We start from the raw sequence: 15,298 nt of genomic DNA, 5'->3' as shown, positions 1-15,298 counted from the left end.
TTCTCGTTTCTAGGAGGCGAGGTTGGCGAGTCGTTCGGGGCGGAGAAGTTCGGAGAGTTCAGCTTTGGTAAGGAGACCGCGTTCGAGGACGAGTTCGGCAACGCCGCGTCCGGTGTGGAGGGCTTCCATGGCGATCATGGTGGATTGGGTGTAGCCAAGAACTGGGTTGAGGGCGGTGACGAGGCCGATTGATTGTTCAACTTGGCGTCGTAAAGCATCTTCGTCGACCGTGATGCCCGCAATGCACTTGCGGGCTAGCGTGGTGCAGCCGTTGGCCAGGTGTTTCATGGACTGTCCGATGGAGTGCATGATGACGGGCTCGAATGCGTTGAGTTGGAGTTGGCCGCCTTCTGCGGCCATGGTGACGGTGGCATCAAAGCCGACTACTTGGTAGGCGATTTGGTTGACTACTTCGGGGATGACGGGGTTGACTTTGCCCGGCATGATGGAGGATCCGGATTGCACGGCGGGGAGTTGGATGTCGTTGAGGCCTGCGCGTGGCCCGGAGGAAAGTAGGCGCAGGTCGCTGCAGATTTTGGAGAGTTTCACGGCCACGCGCTTGAGTACGCCGGATAGGTGAACGAAGGATCCGACGTCGCTGGTTGCTTCCACGAGGTGCGGGCTGGTGGTCAGTGGCAGGTTGGTGAGTTCTGCCAGGTGCCGGCGCGCGGCTTCGGCGTATCCTTCTGGCGCGTTAAGTCCGGTGCCGATCGCGGTTGCGCCGAGGTTGATTTCGGTGACGAGTTTGAGGGATTCCTCGAGGCGATCGTGGTCTTCGCGCAGCGTGACAGCCCATCCGCCGAATTCTTGGCCCACGGTCATTGGCACGGCGTCTTGCAGTTGGGTGCGTCCCATTTTCACTACGGTCCGAAATTCCACGGCTTTGCTGCGGCATGCTTGCTCAAGCTCGGTCAGTGCGTCGAGCAGCGGGCGGGCGGCAAAACAGGTCGCGATCTTGACCGCCGTGGGGTATGCGTCGTTGGTGGATTGTGAAAGATTCACGTGATCATTGGGGTGAAGGTACTGGTAGTCGCCCTTTTCATGCCCAAGGATCTCGAGTGCCACATTGGCAATGACCTCATTGGCATTCATGTTGGTGCTTGTTCCAGCGCCGCCCTGAATGGGGTCGAGGATGAATTGTTCATTGAATTCACCGGCAGCAACGCGGTCACAGGCCTGGTCAATTGCTTCAGCGCGAGTCTGATCAAGCAGGCCAAGTTGCAGGTTAGCGCGGGCAGCGGCCTGTTTGACGCGGGCTAGAGCTGCGATGAGGAAAGGATTATCGGCAAGCTTTTGGTCGGTGATCTGAAAATTCTCGGCAGCGCGCATCGTATGCACGCCCCAGTACACGTGAGCTGGTACTTCGGCGTCGCCAATCAGGTCGTGTTCGGTGCGGGTGGTTGAAAAAGTAGTGGTCATTTGTTTTTCCTTAAAGAGCAAATAGCTTGCCGACGAGTTCCTCCGCCGGTCCCGCTGTAACATTCAGGTGGGTTAAAGCACGCAGGTCATCCGGCGCTTCTTCCAAAGCGTGGGTAAGTAGCGTTGCGGTAATGGGCATGCGGGCGCGGTCGCCACCATCAGAAATTTTCACGGCGAGTGCGCGCCCGTCGGGAAGCGCGACTGCCTGGATTCCTTCAAATCCGTCCTTGGCCACCGCGCCGGGCAGCGCCCTCATCAGCGCGCTGACATCGCGGCCAACGCCGGCGAGCAGCTCAGGATGATTCATGATTGCCACCTTGACCTGGTATTCAGCGCTTCCAGGCTGCGCTTTCGCCAGCCGCGCATAGCCCCGGGCCAAAGCTTCAAGCGTTAGGGGATAGACGGGGGTTCCGCAGCCATCGATGCTTATCGACGCCACCCTCGTTCCACACAGCTCCTCAACAGTCTCCCGAAGCAAAGCAGAAACCGGGTGCTCAGGATCAAGATAAGTTTCGGTATCCCACCCTTTCAGAGCACACAGCGCCAACAGTGCTGCATGTTTTCCGGAACAGTTTTGGGCCAGCCGGGTAGGGCGTCCACCTGCTGCAAGGTGAGCATCGCGTTCTGCTTTTCCATAAGGAAGATCAACAGAGTTGCCCAAATCAGATTCCGCAAGCCCTGCATCATGCAAGGTGCTAAGCACTACTTTTTGGTGTTCCAAGGATCCAGAGTGGCTGGCACTTGCCAAGGTCAGCTGTGCTTGGTTGAGCTTGAGACCTGCACGAACCATGCCGACTGCAAACAACGGTTTGAGTGCAGAACGGGGATAAAATAGTGCTTCCGTATCACCGATGGAGGTTTCGATATGTCCATCCACATCAAGCAACACAGCTGATCCGTAGTGAATGGATTCGATGTAATCGCCACGGCTTTGGCCCACCAGTGGGGCGTGCGCTGGGATCATGATTGCTTCCTCACGATGTCATCCACAGCCACCTGAACTGCAGAAAGATGGAATGCCATGGCAGTTTCAGCAGCTTGTTTATCTTGCGCTGCAATGGCTTCAACGATCGCGCGGTGCTCCTCATTGGAGGGTTCCCTGCGACCGGACACCACGTTCACGGTCTCAGACTGCCTGGCCAACGACTCACGGATATCGCCGACAATCTTGGCGAACACCGAGTTGCCACTGGCATTAGCGATAGCTGCATGAAACTCAGTATCTAATTCCACCCAAGCCACATGATCATCTTCGGCTTCCATCTGCTCGATGATGTTAAAAAGCTGCTGCAAATCATCCTTCGACCGCCTGGTGGCAGCAAGGCCAGCAGCAGGAACCTCAATGTGAGGGCGGGCCTCATAAAGATCCGTGGATGAAAAATTACCCAACACAAGATCATTGGTAGGAGACGCCGAAATAACAAAAGTTCCACGACCCGTTTCAGTCTTGGTTAGTCCCAAGGTTGCTGAAGATCGAAGCGCTTCCCGAATCACCGAGCGACTCACCCCAAACGATGCAGCCAACGCTGCTTCAGAGCTGAGTTTGGAACCAAGTGGGATCTCCCCAGATTCGATTCCTTGACGAATTGCATTGAAGACTTCCTCCGCAGCACTGGTGCGAGAGAGCACCGGCTGTCGGGGTGTCCAGCTGTCAGACAGGTTCATGGTGAACATCATGCAGTGTGATGCACCTTACGTCAAGGGGTTTGTGTAAGATGCTTCTCTTTACGCAGGTAGAAGCGGATAAAAAAGTGTTTGCCGCTTGCAGGAAAGCGCTTAACGCGCCACACCAAACCAGGAGACCCAGGATTCTGATTTTCGTAGATCCTGGGTCTCCTGGTTTGGTTTATCGCGCTTGATACCAAACATAGATGCCCAAATTCTGGCTTTTCGAGGTTTCTGGGTCTCCTGGTTTGGTCCCGTCTGTGTGGCGTAAATTTTGGTGGCTGATCCCAAAAATCTTAAGGCTCCAGAATCGCTTCTAAGGTCTTTTCAGGGCCCCACCTATGCCAATGCCCATCACAGATTTTCGACGCCTTAAAAGCGCTCTGAGTGCGTTGGGTCTAAAGTGCGATTTCTTAAGTTCGATACCGCACCTCCGATACCTCAAGCTCAATTTCTTAACACCGATTTCAGTCGGATTTCCAACCAAAACCGACTGGTATCGGTAATAAGAAATCGCAGTTAAGGTCTCGAACTTAAAGTCTGTGAACCAACGGAACCAGCGGACTATACAAGCGATGCCAACCCGAACATTGCATAGGCCATCACGAATCCCACAATCGCAATGCAGGTTTGGTTTACGGTCCAGGTTTTTAGCGTGGTGGGGACATCGGCGTTCATGAGTCGGCCAACAAGCCAGAATCCGGAGTCGTTCACGTGGCTGGCAATGACTGATCCTGCAGCGGTGGAGATGACAATTGCTGCTAGTTGGAATTCATTGAAATCAGCGGCGGCAACTGCGGGAGCCATAAGGGCTGCGGCGGTGGTGAGTGCAACGGTGGCAGAACCCTGAGCGACGCGAAGGACGGCTGCCACGATGAAACATCCTGCAATTACTGGAAGTCCCAGGTCGGACATGGAATCTGCAAGTGCTCCACCAATTCCAGAGGTGCGCAGCACTCCACCGAACATTCCACCGGCGCCAGTGATCAATACGACTGAGCAGATTGGTCCGAGGGCACCTTCGACGGTCTTTTCCAGTGCGGAACCATTAACGCCACGTCGATTGCCTAGGAAGAACAGCGCGATGATCACGGTGATCAGCAGGGCTACTGGGGTTTCGCCAAGGAATCCCAAAATTTTCACTACCGCAGATTCTGCGTCAAGAAGACCGGCGGAAACGGCCATTGACGTTCCGGTATTGCCGAAGATGAGCAGCATCGGAATGAGCAAAATGACAATAATTGATGCAGCACTAGCGGGGTTTTGTGGCTGATCGTCTTCTTGTGCTCCACCACTGAGTAGGTCAGGTACGGGAAGCGGGAACTTTCGGCCAAGGAACTTACCCAGCAGGTAACCGGTCAAGTACCAGGTTGGAAGTGCAACGATGATGCCTGCGATCAGCACATATCCAACCTGTGCGCCGAAGAATTCTGAAGCTGCAATTGGTCCTGGGTGTGGTGGGACGAACACGTGCATGACGGAGAATGCGCCAGCTGCAGGGATGCCAAAAGTGAGAACGGAGCCGTTGAGTCGGCGAGCAACTGCGAAGATCACGGGGAGCATGACCACGAGGCCAGCGTCGAAGAAGATGGGGAATCCCATAATTAGGGATGCAACACCGAGTGCGAAAGGTGCTCGTTTTTCACCGAAGATTCGCACCATGGTGTCGGCTAGAGATTTTGCGCCACCTGATGTTTCAACCAATCGACCAAGCATTGCACCCAGACCCACCAGTAGGGCGACCGAGGCAAGCGTTCCACCAAAACCATCGAGCAAAGTATCGACAACTGCGGTGACAGGAATACCGGCAACGAGTGCGGTGACGATTGACACCAGTACCAGTGTGAGAAAAGCGTGCAGTTTAAAAACGATGACGAGAACCAAGATGAGGGCAATGGCTCCGGCTGCGATGCCGAGCAGTGGCCCTGCTCCAAGTGTTTGTTCCCAAGTGTCCATGGAGGTGATCCTTCGTAAGAAATCCGAATGAATAAGTATGATCAAAGTACACAGAACTTGAGATTTAAGCCACAACTTTTTTAAAACCCAATGGTTGTCACTGAATAATTTACGCCTGCTGCTGCGTCTAACCGGATTTTTGCCACCCAATCGGGCAGGTAAATTACCGGCCAAACTTTCCCAAGAATCTATGCAATCGATTGCTATCTTGGGATTGTATCCGGTTGTCCGAAAATCTTCCTCACCTACCCCGCCCCCAGCCATCAAAAGCGAAAGTAGTCCAAGTCACAAAAATGCTTCAGTGTACTTATTTCCGTTCACGCTGCAAGGAGTGCGGTTTGGAGGGATACTAGAGGCGATAGCAGGTAGTTAAAGCCAAGAGAGATGTGTTCATGAAGATCATTGCGCACCGAGGTTTATCGTCTCGCTTTCCCGAGTTAACAGAGTCTGCGTTTCGGGCGGCTCTGGAGTTACCGATTCATGGAATTGAAACTGACGTCCGGCTAACTAAATGCGGCGAAGTGGTCAACGTCCATGACCCCATTGTGGATCGCGTGTCCAATGGTCGTGGCAGGGTGTCGCGTTTAGATTTGGAATCCTTGCTGAGCTTGAACTTTGGCACCAAAGAAGCCCCAGAAAAGGTGCTTACTCTAAACAATCTGTTGGACATTCTTGAGGATTATCCAGATAAGCACCTTTATATAGAATCCAAGCACCCGATGCGCTACGCGGTCATGCTGGAAGAAGAAATCACAAAAATTTTAAAATATCGCGGGCTGACGGAAGATCCACGCATCCACATCATTTCTTTTGCACTTCCCGCGATGTATCGCATGGCTCGCCTTGCCCCACACCTTGATCGGATTCATCTGCGCAGGTCGTGGGAGCGGTGGGGTAATCCACGTGATCTGCGCTGCGGTGTGCCCACCGGTTTGGGGTTGTCGCTGGAGCGGGCGAAATTGGAGCCGAAGATTATTGGGGCCAAGGGGTTACCCACCTATCTTTTCACCGTCGATAAGCAAAAAGACATGCTGTGGGCGCGCGACCAGGGCGTTGACATGCTGGCTACTAATTATCCTGACCGTGCAGCGGAGCTTCTGAACGCAGACGCGGAGCCTGCCATGTACGCTAATGCGCATGGCAAAGAAGAATAAGAAGAATGAACAGCTGCCGGAGGGCATGAGCCGTCGTCAGGCAAAACTTGCAGCCCGCGCGGCTGAACGTGCAGCGCTTGAGCGTGAACCACGCCCGTTTGATGGCTTGGCAATGGAGCCACAGCTGGTGGCGCTGCAGGAATTCATTCCATCTGCAACAGCACCGATCACCGTTGCAGGTACCGACCGCAAAATCACCTTGTGCACCGTCCTCCCAGGTGCAGCCGCAGCGCTCGTGCGCGAGGAAGCATTCGGCGGCGAGGCATTCGTTGCAATGCAGCAGGCGATCCGCTCCAACAACCCGGGCAAGGACCTCGCGTTCGCGCTGAACTGGGTCATCAACGCAAAACCCGGCGAGTCACTGGCCACCGCCACAGCGGATGGCACGCAGCCAGAGCTAAAGAGCTTGCTTAACGACGCCTCCCTCCTCAACATCACCGCCCACCAAGACTTCAACTGGTGGTTGGCTGACAACGACAACCTCTCCCCAGAAGTTGCACAGCACATGCAGGCAGCTAATGATTCCATCTTGCCTTCCTACGAAGTTGAAGCAGATGTTCCAGGTGCCGTGTGGTGGGTCAACCCAGGTGGCAAGGCGCATATCCGCTGGGTACGCACCGAAAACGAAACCGCATTGCTCAACGCTTTGGCACGCATCGCAGCTCGTGGCGAGCTCAACTTAGGCGAAGAAACCAAGTTTGCTGGCGCTTTCCGCACCCACGGCATCGTCGTCCCAGTGTGGGATCTCGATCCTGAGCGTTCACACACCGACTACGCCGATGTGTTGGTGGCACTGAACGAGAAGATCGTTGCTGAGCTAGACAACGATGCACAGCTCAACGCCGATGAGCGCCGCCAGCTTGAAAACATCAAGTCCCGCCAGGTGACCATCCGCTAAAATACATAAACACACCAAAAGCGCGTGCCCCTTTTCTGTGATGGGGTGCGCGCTTTTGTCTGGGATCTAATACGGTTTTTAAGCAACTGGATTTTGAGATCGAGTATTTGTATCACCCAAGCTCTGCCAGGGCTTTACACGCGAATCTGTGGAGTCACTTTTCTGGCCCCAATCTTTAAGATTTGCACCTCACTTCACCTGGAGACCAAGGCAGCTCATCCAAAGGAGATTTTTGGTCGTGTGTGACGTTTTCCAGGCTTGCAGATTTGATCTGGCGACCAAGAACCGTGTTAGCCCCTATGGATTTGGTCGCCTAGTTTGGTGTGCAACTTAGCGGCGGATCATTCTAGTGCCTTGTTAATTTGATGGAGCTTCACCAGGCATTCCGGAAGGCATTTCGCCACCGTCACCGCCAGGTCCGCCCATCATTCCGCTGGCTTCTTCCTGGGTGACAGAATTAGCGTAATCATTGGTTGGATCACGGTAGATGGTGTGAATATGCCCCCAACCAGCGGTGATGACGCCGTCAATATCGGCACCTGCAGATCCCTGCTGGTTAGCGAACTCAATATAAACCTTTGGACCACTGATTTGGAAGTAGATGCCTTCGCCGGTGGAGGTGTCGTATTCGGTGGCACCAGACCAGTTGATGTAGGTGTCATCCAAGGTTTCACGAATCGCGTCGAGTTCAGTTTCGGTGGTTTCCTCATCGGCTAGACCAACCCAGTTTGCGATGACATCAATGAGCAATTCTTTTTGCTCATCAGTGAGGTCGGAACCTTTCAAGCCAGTACCGGTTGGGTAGTCACACGTGCTGCCTGGTGCGCACACCATGGAATCAAGTTCTTCGCCCTGGTAGAGAGCTTCTTGCTGCTCTTCGGTCAGGCTGTCGTAGAAGGCGAAAGCGGTGTCGTACATATTGCCCAGAGCGGAGATGGTTTCGCCGTCTTCATTGGTCCACTTGGAAGGTTGGGTGCCAAGGTGAGTTGGGGCGAAAGTGATCTCACCATCAGAGAAGGTGGCGTTGATGCCGATGTGGTGGCCACCGAATTGGATTGCCCAATCAGAATCACTGCTTGGATCGCCGAAGAATGCGATGTAGTACTGGCCAAGGGAATCCTCGGTGGAGTTGCTTTCATCGTTGAGGTACTGATCGCCAGCCATGATCTCCTCGATCATTTGGTAGGCGTCATCATTGAGCAGGTTCTTTAGAACATTGAGTGCTGCTGCCTGCTGTTCTTCGGTGAGATCAGTGAGGTTTACACCGGAGCGTTCAACGAAAGTCACGGGGAAGTTGGACCAGCCGGTGGACTTTTCTTCGGCGTCGTAGTCGTAGAGAACGGCGTCTTGTTCTTCAGTGGACAAAGTATCCAAAAATGCTTGGGCAGCGTCCGCAGTGTTGGAGATGGTCTCTGCGGTTGTGCTTGAGGCCGAAGAGTCCGAAGAGTCTGAAGAAGTGGAAGTGATGGTTGATGCCGCAGCAGAGGAAACGGTCGTTGTCGTGGTCTCGTCGGTTCCAGAAGTTGAGCAACCGGCAAGAAGGGCAGTGGAAAGCAGCAGTCCGGAAAGTGCTGCGGGGATTCGTTTGTTGAGGCGCATGAGAACTAACTTGAAACTTCATGCTCGCAAGGTGATGAAAGCTAAAAGGGAAGTATCTGCATGATTGCTGAACAGTTTCTGTGTGTGTTGAGCTGCCATTTCTCCTACAAGAGGGGGAGGTGTGTGCTTTTTGTAGGCCAAAGAAATGATCTCACGACAATGCGATCCGGCAACCCCTGACCGTTGAAAAGGGGAGGGTCTTGGCAGAAGGCTGATGTACATAAGACAACAAGATTTCTCGATTTTGGCCTCCATTTTGCCAATATCTTGTTGTGTAATGTACGGCTCTAGTGGTGACCGCGGGAAGCACACATTTTCCCTTAACCTGTTCTTCTGTCCATGACAGCCAATTTAAGCGACCGGGTTTTCCAGATGAGTATTTGCATCACCCTGGACCGGAAAGGCTCTCACACGCGATTCTGTGAGGTCACTTTTTCTGGGCTCAAAATCAACAATTGCACCTCACTTCATCTGGCGACCAAGCGAGCTGTTCTGAGAGCAAGCTTTGGTCAAATGCGGCGTTATCTAGACCAGTAAACTTGCACTGGCGACCAAGAATTCTCAGAACACCTATGGATTTGGTCGTATATGCAGTATCAATGCAGTATCAACGCCTGCAAACCACAAAAACCATAACAACCAAGAAACCCTAAACAACCTCAGGGGGTGCAGCAGCCACACCGGAAATGTCCACTCGTTCTTCGGCGATCAAACTATCGGTGCTTGGGTCTCGGTAAGTCACCTTCAACGCACTGCCCTGGCGGGAAACCTCGAAATCTACCTCTGGGCCGCTTATCGAAAGTTCATCGGCGGTGCCAAATAGATACGTATCGGATAAGGAATCGCGGATCTTGGTGATCATCGTGTCGGTGGTTTCACTGTCTGCCAAACCGACAGAGGTAGCCACCATATCTAAAAGCACGTCCTGTTGGCCAGCGCTCAGTGAAGAAACAGCTATACCGGATTCCAAACCATCCAATTGCTCTTGAGTCAGGCTGCTGTAGAAGGAATTCATCTGGGGCAGGGAGTCGGCGGATAGTGGCATATCAACGGCGGAGATTTCCACGCCACCGCCTGAGAAAATTGCCGAAGCTGATCCGGCGTCTCCGCTGAAAGATACTCCCCAGGTGTTATCCGCCGAAGGCGTTCCTGAGATGTCGAGGTAGGAGGGGTGTGCGAAGTGTTGGGAGGAGGCGTCGTTAAGCAAGGCTTTTAGCACGGCACTTGCCGCGGCCTGTTCGGAAACCGTAAGTGAATTAAAGCTATATCTTGTGCCTCCGGCGCCGGGCACCCCGGGGCTGTTGGCCTGCAGGGTGAGCGCGGCTTCCTCGGTGGCGGCGACCGTGCCGGCGGTGGATTCCACGGACCGTGATGAGGAGGTGTAGGTCGGGGTGTCGGTCATGGCGGCGGAGACGGTTTCGACGTTTTGCGTGGCAGGCGTCGGTGCGCAGCTGACAAGCGCGAGGGAACCGATGAGCAGAGCCGCTGGAATCATGAGGTGCTTTTTCATGAGTCCAACGATAAAACTGCTTCGTTAGCGATCCGTGGAGGGAAGTATCCAAGATTCTAGGGAAGATAATTAATTAGCCCAAAAGTTCACTGAACACTTCCTGTGAGTAATTAGCTGGGGTTTTAGCGCATGGAGCTAAATAATGCTTCGGCTCCAGCTTCATCCCAGATCGCCACGTTTCCTACGTCATAGTCGGCAAATGATGCGATCGGCACGGTTTCTGTCTGGATTCCACCGCGCATCGCCAGCGCCAACCTTGCCAAGTGCCATACGTGATCGCCTTCGCCCACCGTGAATGTTCCCACTGCGTTGGAGATCATCGGGAAGGTGCGGAACGGATTCAGCAGCGTGCCCGGGGATGTGGCGGTACTCAGCAGCGCGGAGAAAAATTCACGCTGGCGCACCACGCGGTCCAAATCGCCCAGGGCAGTGGCACGGGTGCGCACATAACCCAGCGCGGTCGCGCCATCAAATTCCTGGCAACCAGCCTGAATATCCAGGTTCGCCAGCGGATCATACATGGCCTCAGCGGGACACATTTCCACGCCGCCTACCGCATCGACCATGTTTGCCAAACCACCCATGCCGATTTCCGCATAGTGATCAATCCGCAGGCCAGTGGCCTCTTCCACGGTTTGCGTGAGCAGCTCCGGGCCACCCACGGTAAACGCGGCGTTCGCCTTATCCATGCCCCAACCAGGGACATTGACATAAGAATCACGCGGAATCGACAACAACGTCGGCTCGCCGGTGCGCGGCATATGCAACACCATGATCGTGTCCGTACGCCCCACACCGATATCGCCGCCGGTACCCAGCCGCTCAATATCCTCATCACTTAAACCCTGCCGTGAATCCGAACCCACCAGCAGCCAGTTCGTTCCAGCGGTGTTCGCCACCTGCGTCGCCGGCGTCGCATCCACGCGATTCAGCTTGGCATCCGCCCACAGCGCGACCACAAAAGCGAGCACCAGCACCACAGCCACCAGGCCCGCGAGCGAGCCAAGGCAGCCACGGGGCTTAAAAGATATTGCTTTTCGACGTCTCCCTCCACCATTTGCAATCACCGGCGGCTGTGGACGAACCTGTCCGATCTGACCAGGCTGCTGGTAATGCTGTTGTGGGGGAACCTGCCTCGGTGGGGTTTGCCTAGGAGGCATTTGTCGTGGAGGTGTCTGCCTTGGAGGAGTCTGGCGCGGTGGCGTTTGCCTTGGCTGATAGACCCGCGTTTCATTCACCGGAGGGGTTCGAGGAGCCGGGGGAGTTTGCCGCGGTTGCGGACGAACCCGAACCGGCCGACCATACCGGTCCAGTATCGGGCGTCCTTGACTATCGCGGGCAATCTCGCCCTGTCCTGGTGAATCCATGGTTAATAGAGTAGCGCCTAGGCGGGACAGATGTATTTAAGGGATTATCCTGAAATTTCTACTTTGAGATTCTTCCTCCGGCGGATTGTTGACCACAACGCAATCGCAATAATGGTGGCAATAATCGCCAAGTCCAGCTTCATCCACCACGACAGCTGTAAACGCCAACCATCAGGAACTTCACCTTCTTCAATCGGCGAGTGATCTCGCTCGGCAGTGACCAGCAATCTATCCGAGTTAATGCCGTACGGAGTACAGGTAATCAGAATGAGCTTATCCACCCCATCCTCGTACGTCACCGCATCATAATCTTCCGGCTTCACCACTTCGTAGCCAGTCATCCGATAGCGCAGAGTCTCACCAAGAACATTAATGTAAACAGGCTCGCCCTCTTTAAGTTTTCCCAGGTTATCGAACATACTCGCATTCACCATGCCCGTATGCGCAGTAATCACCGAAGTACTGCTCTCTCCACCAATCGGTAGGTCAGAATTGTACATATGGCCAGCACCTCGGTACAAAACATCATCAGTCGTACCGTGATAAATCGGCAGATCAATACCCACATCCGGAATCTGAATGCGAGCCATCGTGGTTGAGCGATCCGAAGTCAGCAACTGCTCCTTATAACCCTGGTACGCAGGATCCTCCGGATTTTCCTGCCGCACCGGGTGCCCAGTAGCCCACAGGTCAGCGTTGTAATCCTCCGCCTTGCTGCGCAGCTGCTGGATCGTCTCTGGCGTCGCGGACTCCGTAATCTCCTCCGCGTATCGACGAGCATTCTCACTATTGTTGTAATCCGCCAACACTGTAGCAACCACCGGATACGACAGCAGAGCCAAACTTACGATCAGCAAGACCAACGAAGTAATACGAGACCCACGCCCCGCACTACCGGCCTTGGCTACCTTTTGATGTTTAGACAATTACTGCTTCCTGCTCCGCACGTACATGATCACTGCACCGAGTGCTGTGAGTAGTCCCAAACCAATGACCCACACCAATGTTGTCTGACCGGTCTTTGGAAGCATGGCTTCAAAGTTGATCTCGACGGGAACTCCGTTGGCCGCCACGAGTTGAAGATTCGGAGTTGTCGAGGAATCTGCATCGAGGCCATACCCAGCAGCAAATTGTTTAGCAGTTGAATACCCATTTTCTACTGTGCTGTCTAACTGAGTTTCTGGATCCGCGATCATCCAAGAGACATCGGGTACTGGTGTGGGTAGCTGCTCGCGAACAAGAACCTGAATTGGTTCCAAACTAGTCCCATCAATGAACGGGACATTTGAAATGAGATTATCCACAACTGGTGTCCAAGTGGCACCACTGTCAATCGAGTATTCGAAGACGTAAGGATCAGTTGGAGCCACACCATCGGTCGTTGCAACGACTTCAATATTTCGAGTGTCAATGTCGTAGGAGTGAACAATATTGAAAGGAATTTTATCCCCTTGTTCAGGAACCGTAATAGTGATGGAGTGCTGCTTCCACGCATCTTCAACAGAATAAGAACTGAGACTATCTAGATCCGTGATCGTTTCCCACAATGATTCTCCGGCCGACACCTGAAGGCCCTGATCGCTAGTGTCAAGGAAGTAAGTGTATGGAGTTCTTGTAGGAGTTGTGCCTGTCGGTTGAAGAGCTGAAAACTTCTCAGTTGCCAACGAAGGATTCGCCATCAATTGGCATTCAGAACCTGCGGGAAGTAGAGCAGTGCTTGTTAACCCTGTAGCGCCAACTAATTGCAACTGGTTTTGAGCAGATGAATATTCAAATCTTTCTCCGACTTTGTTAGATGTGTATTCCACTAGTTCAGATTCGAAAACCGGCGTAGTTCCATCGACACATTGCAGATCATAAGTGAAACCACCGCTATGCAAATTACGACCATCACCTTGTTTGGCGACGTTTAGCTGTATCTCGAATGGCTTCCAATGTTGTGCCATGACAGATGCGGTGGCCAATGGTAGATGAATTACATCGCTCGCAGATGTTCCTAGATCCAGAATATTAACTTCAAGCGCAGAGACGGTGAATACTGTGCCGTGCTCAACTTCTACTAAAGTCTGTCGGTTAATGATGATATTGGCAATCGGATCTAGTACTAGAACTAATGCAGGATTCAGCGTTGAAAGTAACGGACTGATGACTGCTGTTTGGAGATCACCTAGGAGGCCGCCCAAGAGACCAGATGGATTGTCATCGTTTCCGAAGAGAAGGCCTTCAACGATTCCACCAACTGTGCTCAAAAGTGTTGCAACAACTGGTCCGAGGATGAGACCGAGAGCTCCGGAGCGATAGTATTTTCCATAAGGGTCATTTCGATACTCGTCTATGTCAGTGGTTCCAGTAGCTCCAGTGAGCAGACCTCCGAGGGTGGCAATTAGCTCAACTTCTAGCAAGCAGTCAACCAAAACCCCAAGCACACATACGTCGAGGGTAAGTTCCGTTGCATATAAACCACCCTGCTTATTTTCTCCACGCAGTATTTTATCTAGTTTTGCGTTGAGACCGTTTGGCTCTTCTACGGCACTTGCTGTCAAGAGGTTTGTCACAGTATCTGTGATTTTTGCCAACTGCGCAGCAGTCAAGAGTGATGTATTGGGCTCTAAATTGCTTAAACCGTCAGTATGTAGTTTTTCAAGATCTACTTTTATCAATCCTGTGCCGAGATCGATTGTTACCAGTTCATCCGAAGAAGTCAGGGGATCGATTAGAAGCGAATTAACAATGGTGTCTTCATCGATACTAGCTTCAGCGGTGACAGAAAGAATTGGATCCAGAACTGGACCCAGGACCTCTAGTACCCCGTCAGAGCCGAGCAGCAAGTTGAGTGTGTTTTCGACTCCGCCTAAAAGTGTTCTCAGTGTGCTTCCCAGTTCAGTCACCAGGCCACCGACTAGAGGAGCACTGATGACTAGCTCAGCATCAGCGATTTGATAAGAGCTACAGATTCGGCCATCTTCTTGTTCAAGTACGGACGGTGTTCCGAAAAGATCCTCGCTTGGGTCAAGCTTGTTGTAATCAAATTCGGTGTAATTTGCGGCGCAGTTTAGCGCAGGAAGTTCATTAAGATTTTGGTCAGGCTTAATTGCTCCAGCGCTTAATGCACCGAGTGAAAGGTGGGCTTCATCGATAACTGTGTCTGCGATAATAGTGCTTTGAAGATCGAGCAAGCTCAGGATATTTATTTCTGCATTTGCGCCTTCGCCTGGTTGTGTTACTTCCAAACCACCCGAATCACTTACGACACCTACTGCACCAATCGCATGATTCACCGAAGGTGCATGAGCGAATTCTCTAAGAACACCAACTTGGGCGTCGTTTAGGACGAATTGAAGCAGTCCTCCATCGCCCAATAGGGGAAGAGATATTTGGCCAAGGTTGACGTTAATGAGTTCTAAAAGTCCAAGATTGATCGAAGAAGTGTTGGGCTCTTCATTATTAGTGTCATCTTCTAGCGCTTCCCAAAGTTGGTTTACGCCATTCAGCTCCGCCACGGTAAGAGCACGATTATCTGGACCTATTCGTAGATGTTGATTTAACAATCGAAGATCTAATAGGCCTCCATAGCCATATGAGTAAGCATCGTCTAGATAAGTTGACAGCGGGTCGTACGGGCTAGAAGTTTGGGCTTGAGAAACTGTAGGCGTGACGATACCAGCAATCAAGAACACACTAAGAACTGTTGCAATACATCGTGTGATCTTTGCTCGAAACATTTTGACCT

Annotated in this window: 11 protein-coding genes; 2 read left to right on the top strand and 9 right to left on the bottom strand. The window is 52.8% G+C overall.

Annotated elements, in window-relative coordinates:
• Window positions 1–9: 9 nt before the first annotated feature.
• The 4 genes from N24_RS15270 to N24_RS15250 form a co-directional block, all read right to left on the bottom strand.
• Entirely contained in the window at window positions 10–1,419 is a 1,410-nt protein-coding gene (locus N24_RS15270; protein WP_096459060.1) for an aspartate ammonia-lyase, read from the bottom strand.
• A 10-nt stretch (window positions 1,420–1,429) separates the two neighbouring features.
• Window positions 1,430–2,383, bottom strand: coding sequence for an asparaginase (locus tag N24_RS15265; protein ID WP_096459057.1), 954 nt, complete (start codon window positions 2,381–2,383; stop codon window positions 1,430–1,432).
• Complete coding sequence (locus tag N24_RS15260; protein ID WP_096459054.1) at window positions 2,380–3,096, bottom strand: FadR/GntR family transcriptional regulator; 717 nt, start codon at window positions 3,094–3,096, stop codon at window positions 2,380–2,382. Before N24_RS15260 ends, N24_RS15265 begins: the two co-directional genes overlap by 4 nt.
• 552 nt (window positions 3,097–3,648) lie before the next feature.
• A complete protein-coding gene (locus N24_RS15250) occupies window positions 3,649–5,040 on the bottom strand; it encodes a GntP family permease (protein WP_096459048.1) in 1,392 nt (463 codons plus the stop codon).
• Window positions 5,041–5,432: 392 nt separating this feature from the next.
• Here N24_RS15250 and N24_RS15245 point away from each other — a divergent pair, with 392 nt between their 5' ends.
• Together N24_RS15245 and N24_RS15240 are read left to right on the top strand one after the other, a co-directional pair.
• Window positions 5,433–6,194 (top strand): glycerophosphodiester phosphodiesterase, encoded by a 762-nt coding sequence (locus N24_RS15245; protein ID WP_096459045.1) that lies wholly within the window; start codon window positions 5,433–5,435, stop codon window positions 6,192–6,194.
• Window positions 6,178–7,092 carry a DUF5926 family protein gene (locus N24_RS15240; RefSeq protein WP_167382143.1) on the top strand — a complete coding sequence of 305 codons (915 nt, stop codon included), beginning with the start codon at window positions 6,178–6,180 and terminating at the stop codon, window positions 7,090–7,092. Before N24_RS15245 ends, N24_RS15240 begins: the two co-directional genes overlap by 17 nt.
• 357 nt (window positions 7,093–7,449) lie before the next feature.
• On the opposite strand, the gene N24_RS15235 is transcribed toward N24_RS15240, so the two are convergent.
• The 5 genes from N24_RS15235 to N24_RS15210 form a co-directional block, all read right to left on the bottom strand.
• Window positions 7,450–8,691 carry a DUF3500 domain-containing protein gene (locus N24_RS15235; protein WP_096459039.1) on the bottom strand — a complete coding sequence of 414 codons (1,242 nt, stop codon included), beginning with the start codon at window positions 8,689–8,691 and terminating at the stop codon, window positions 7,450–7,452.
• Between the two features lie 649 nt (window positions 8,692–9,340).
• Entirely contained in the window at window positions 9,341–10,201 is an 861-nt protein-coding gene (locus N24_RS15230) for a hypothetical protein (protein WP_197702411.1), read from the bottom strand.
• A gap of 122 nt (window positions 10,202–10,323) precedes the next feature.
• A complete protein-coding gene (locus N24_RS15225) occupies window positions 10,324–11,568 on the bottom strand; it encodes an LCP family protein (protein ID WP_197702410.1) in 1,245 nt (414 codons plus the stop codon).
• Window positions 11,569–11,612: 44 nt separating this feature from the next.
• Window positions 11,613–12,494 (bottom strand): class C sortase, encoded by an 882-nt coding sequence (locus N24_RS15215; RefSeq protein ID WP_096459030.1) that lies wholly within the window; start codon window positions 12,492–12,494, stop codon window positions 11,613–11,615.
• Window positions 12,495–15,290 carry an LPXTG cell wall anchor domain-containing protein gene (locus N24_RS15210; RefSeq protein WP_231911038.1) on the bottom strand — a complete coding sequence of 932 codons (2,796 nt, stop codon included), beginning with the start codon at window positions 15,288–15,290 and terminating at the stop codon, window positions 12,495–12,497.
• Window positions 15,291–15,298: the final 8 nt, after the last annotated feature.

The sequence above is a fragment of the Corynebacterium suranareeae genome (genome assembly GCF_002355155.1).
GTDB classification, from domain to species: domain Bacteria; phylum Actinomycetota; class Actinomycetes; order Mycobacteriales; family Mycobacteriaceae; genus Corynebacterium; species Corynebacterium suranareeae.
The sequence above is the reverse complement of the archived record's forward strand: the minus strand, read 5'-3'. Positions and strand labels throughout refer to the sequence as shown.

Bases quoted from the DNA above. Each gene is read 5' to 3' on its own strand.
- N24_RS15270 (WP_096459060.1), bottom strand. From the start codon at position 1,419: ATGACCACTACTTTTTCAACCACCCGCACCGAACACGACCTGATTGGC.
- N24_RS15265 (WP_096459057.1), bottom strand. From the start codon at position 2,383: ATGATCCCAGCGCACGCCCCACTGGTGGGCCAAAGCCGTGGCGATTAC.
- N24_RS15260 (WP_096459054.1), bottom strand. From the start codon at position 3,096: ATGATGTTCACCATGAACCTGTCTGACAGCTGGACACCCCGACAGCCG.
- N24_RS15250 (WP_096459048.1), bottom strand. From the start codon at position 5,040: ATGGACACTTGGGAACAAACACTTGGAGCAGGGCCACTGCTCGGCATC.
- N24_RS15245 (WP_096459045.1), top strand. From the start codon at position 5,433: ATGAAGATCATTGCGCACCGAGGTTTATCGTCTCGCTTTCCCGAGTTA.
- N24_RS15240 (WP_167382143.1), top strand. From the start codon at position 6,178: ATGGCAAAGAAGAATAAGAAGAATGAACAGCTGCCGGAGGGCATGAGC.
- N24_RS15235 (WP_096459039.1), bottom strand. From the start codon at position 8,691: ATGCGCCTCAACAAACGAATCCCCGCAGCACTTTCCGGACTGCTGCTT.
- N24_RS15230 (WP_197702411.1), bottom strand. From the start codon at position 10,201: ATGAAAAAGCACCTCATGATTCCAGCGGCTCTGCTCATCGGTTCCCTC.
- N24_RS15225 (WP_197702410.1), bottom strand. From the start codon at position 11,568: ATGGATTCACCAGGACAGGGCGAGATTGCCCGCGATAGTCAAGGACGC.
- N24_RS15210 (WP_231911038.1), bottom strand. From the start codon at position 15,290: ATGTTTCGAGCAAAGATCACACGATGTATTGCAACAGTTCTTAGTGTG.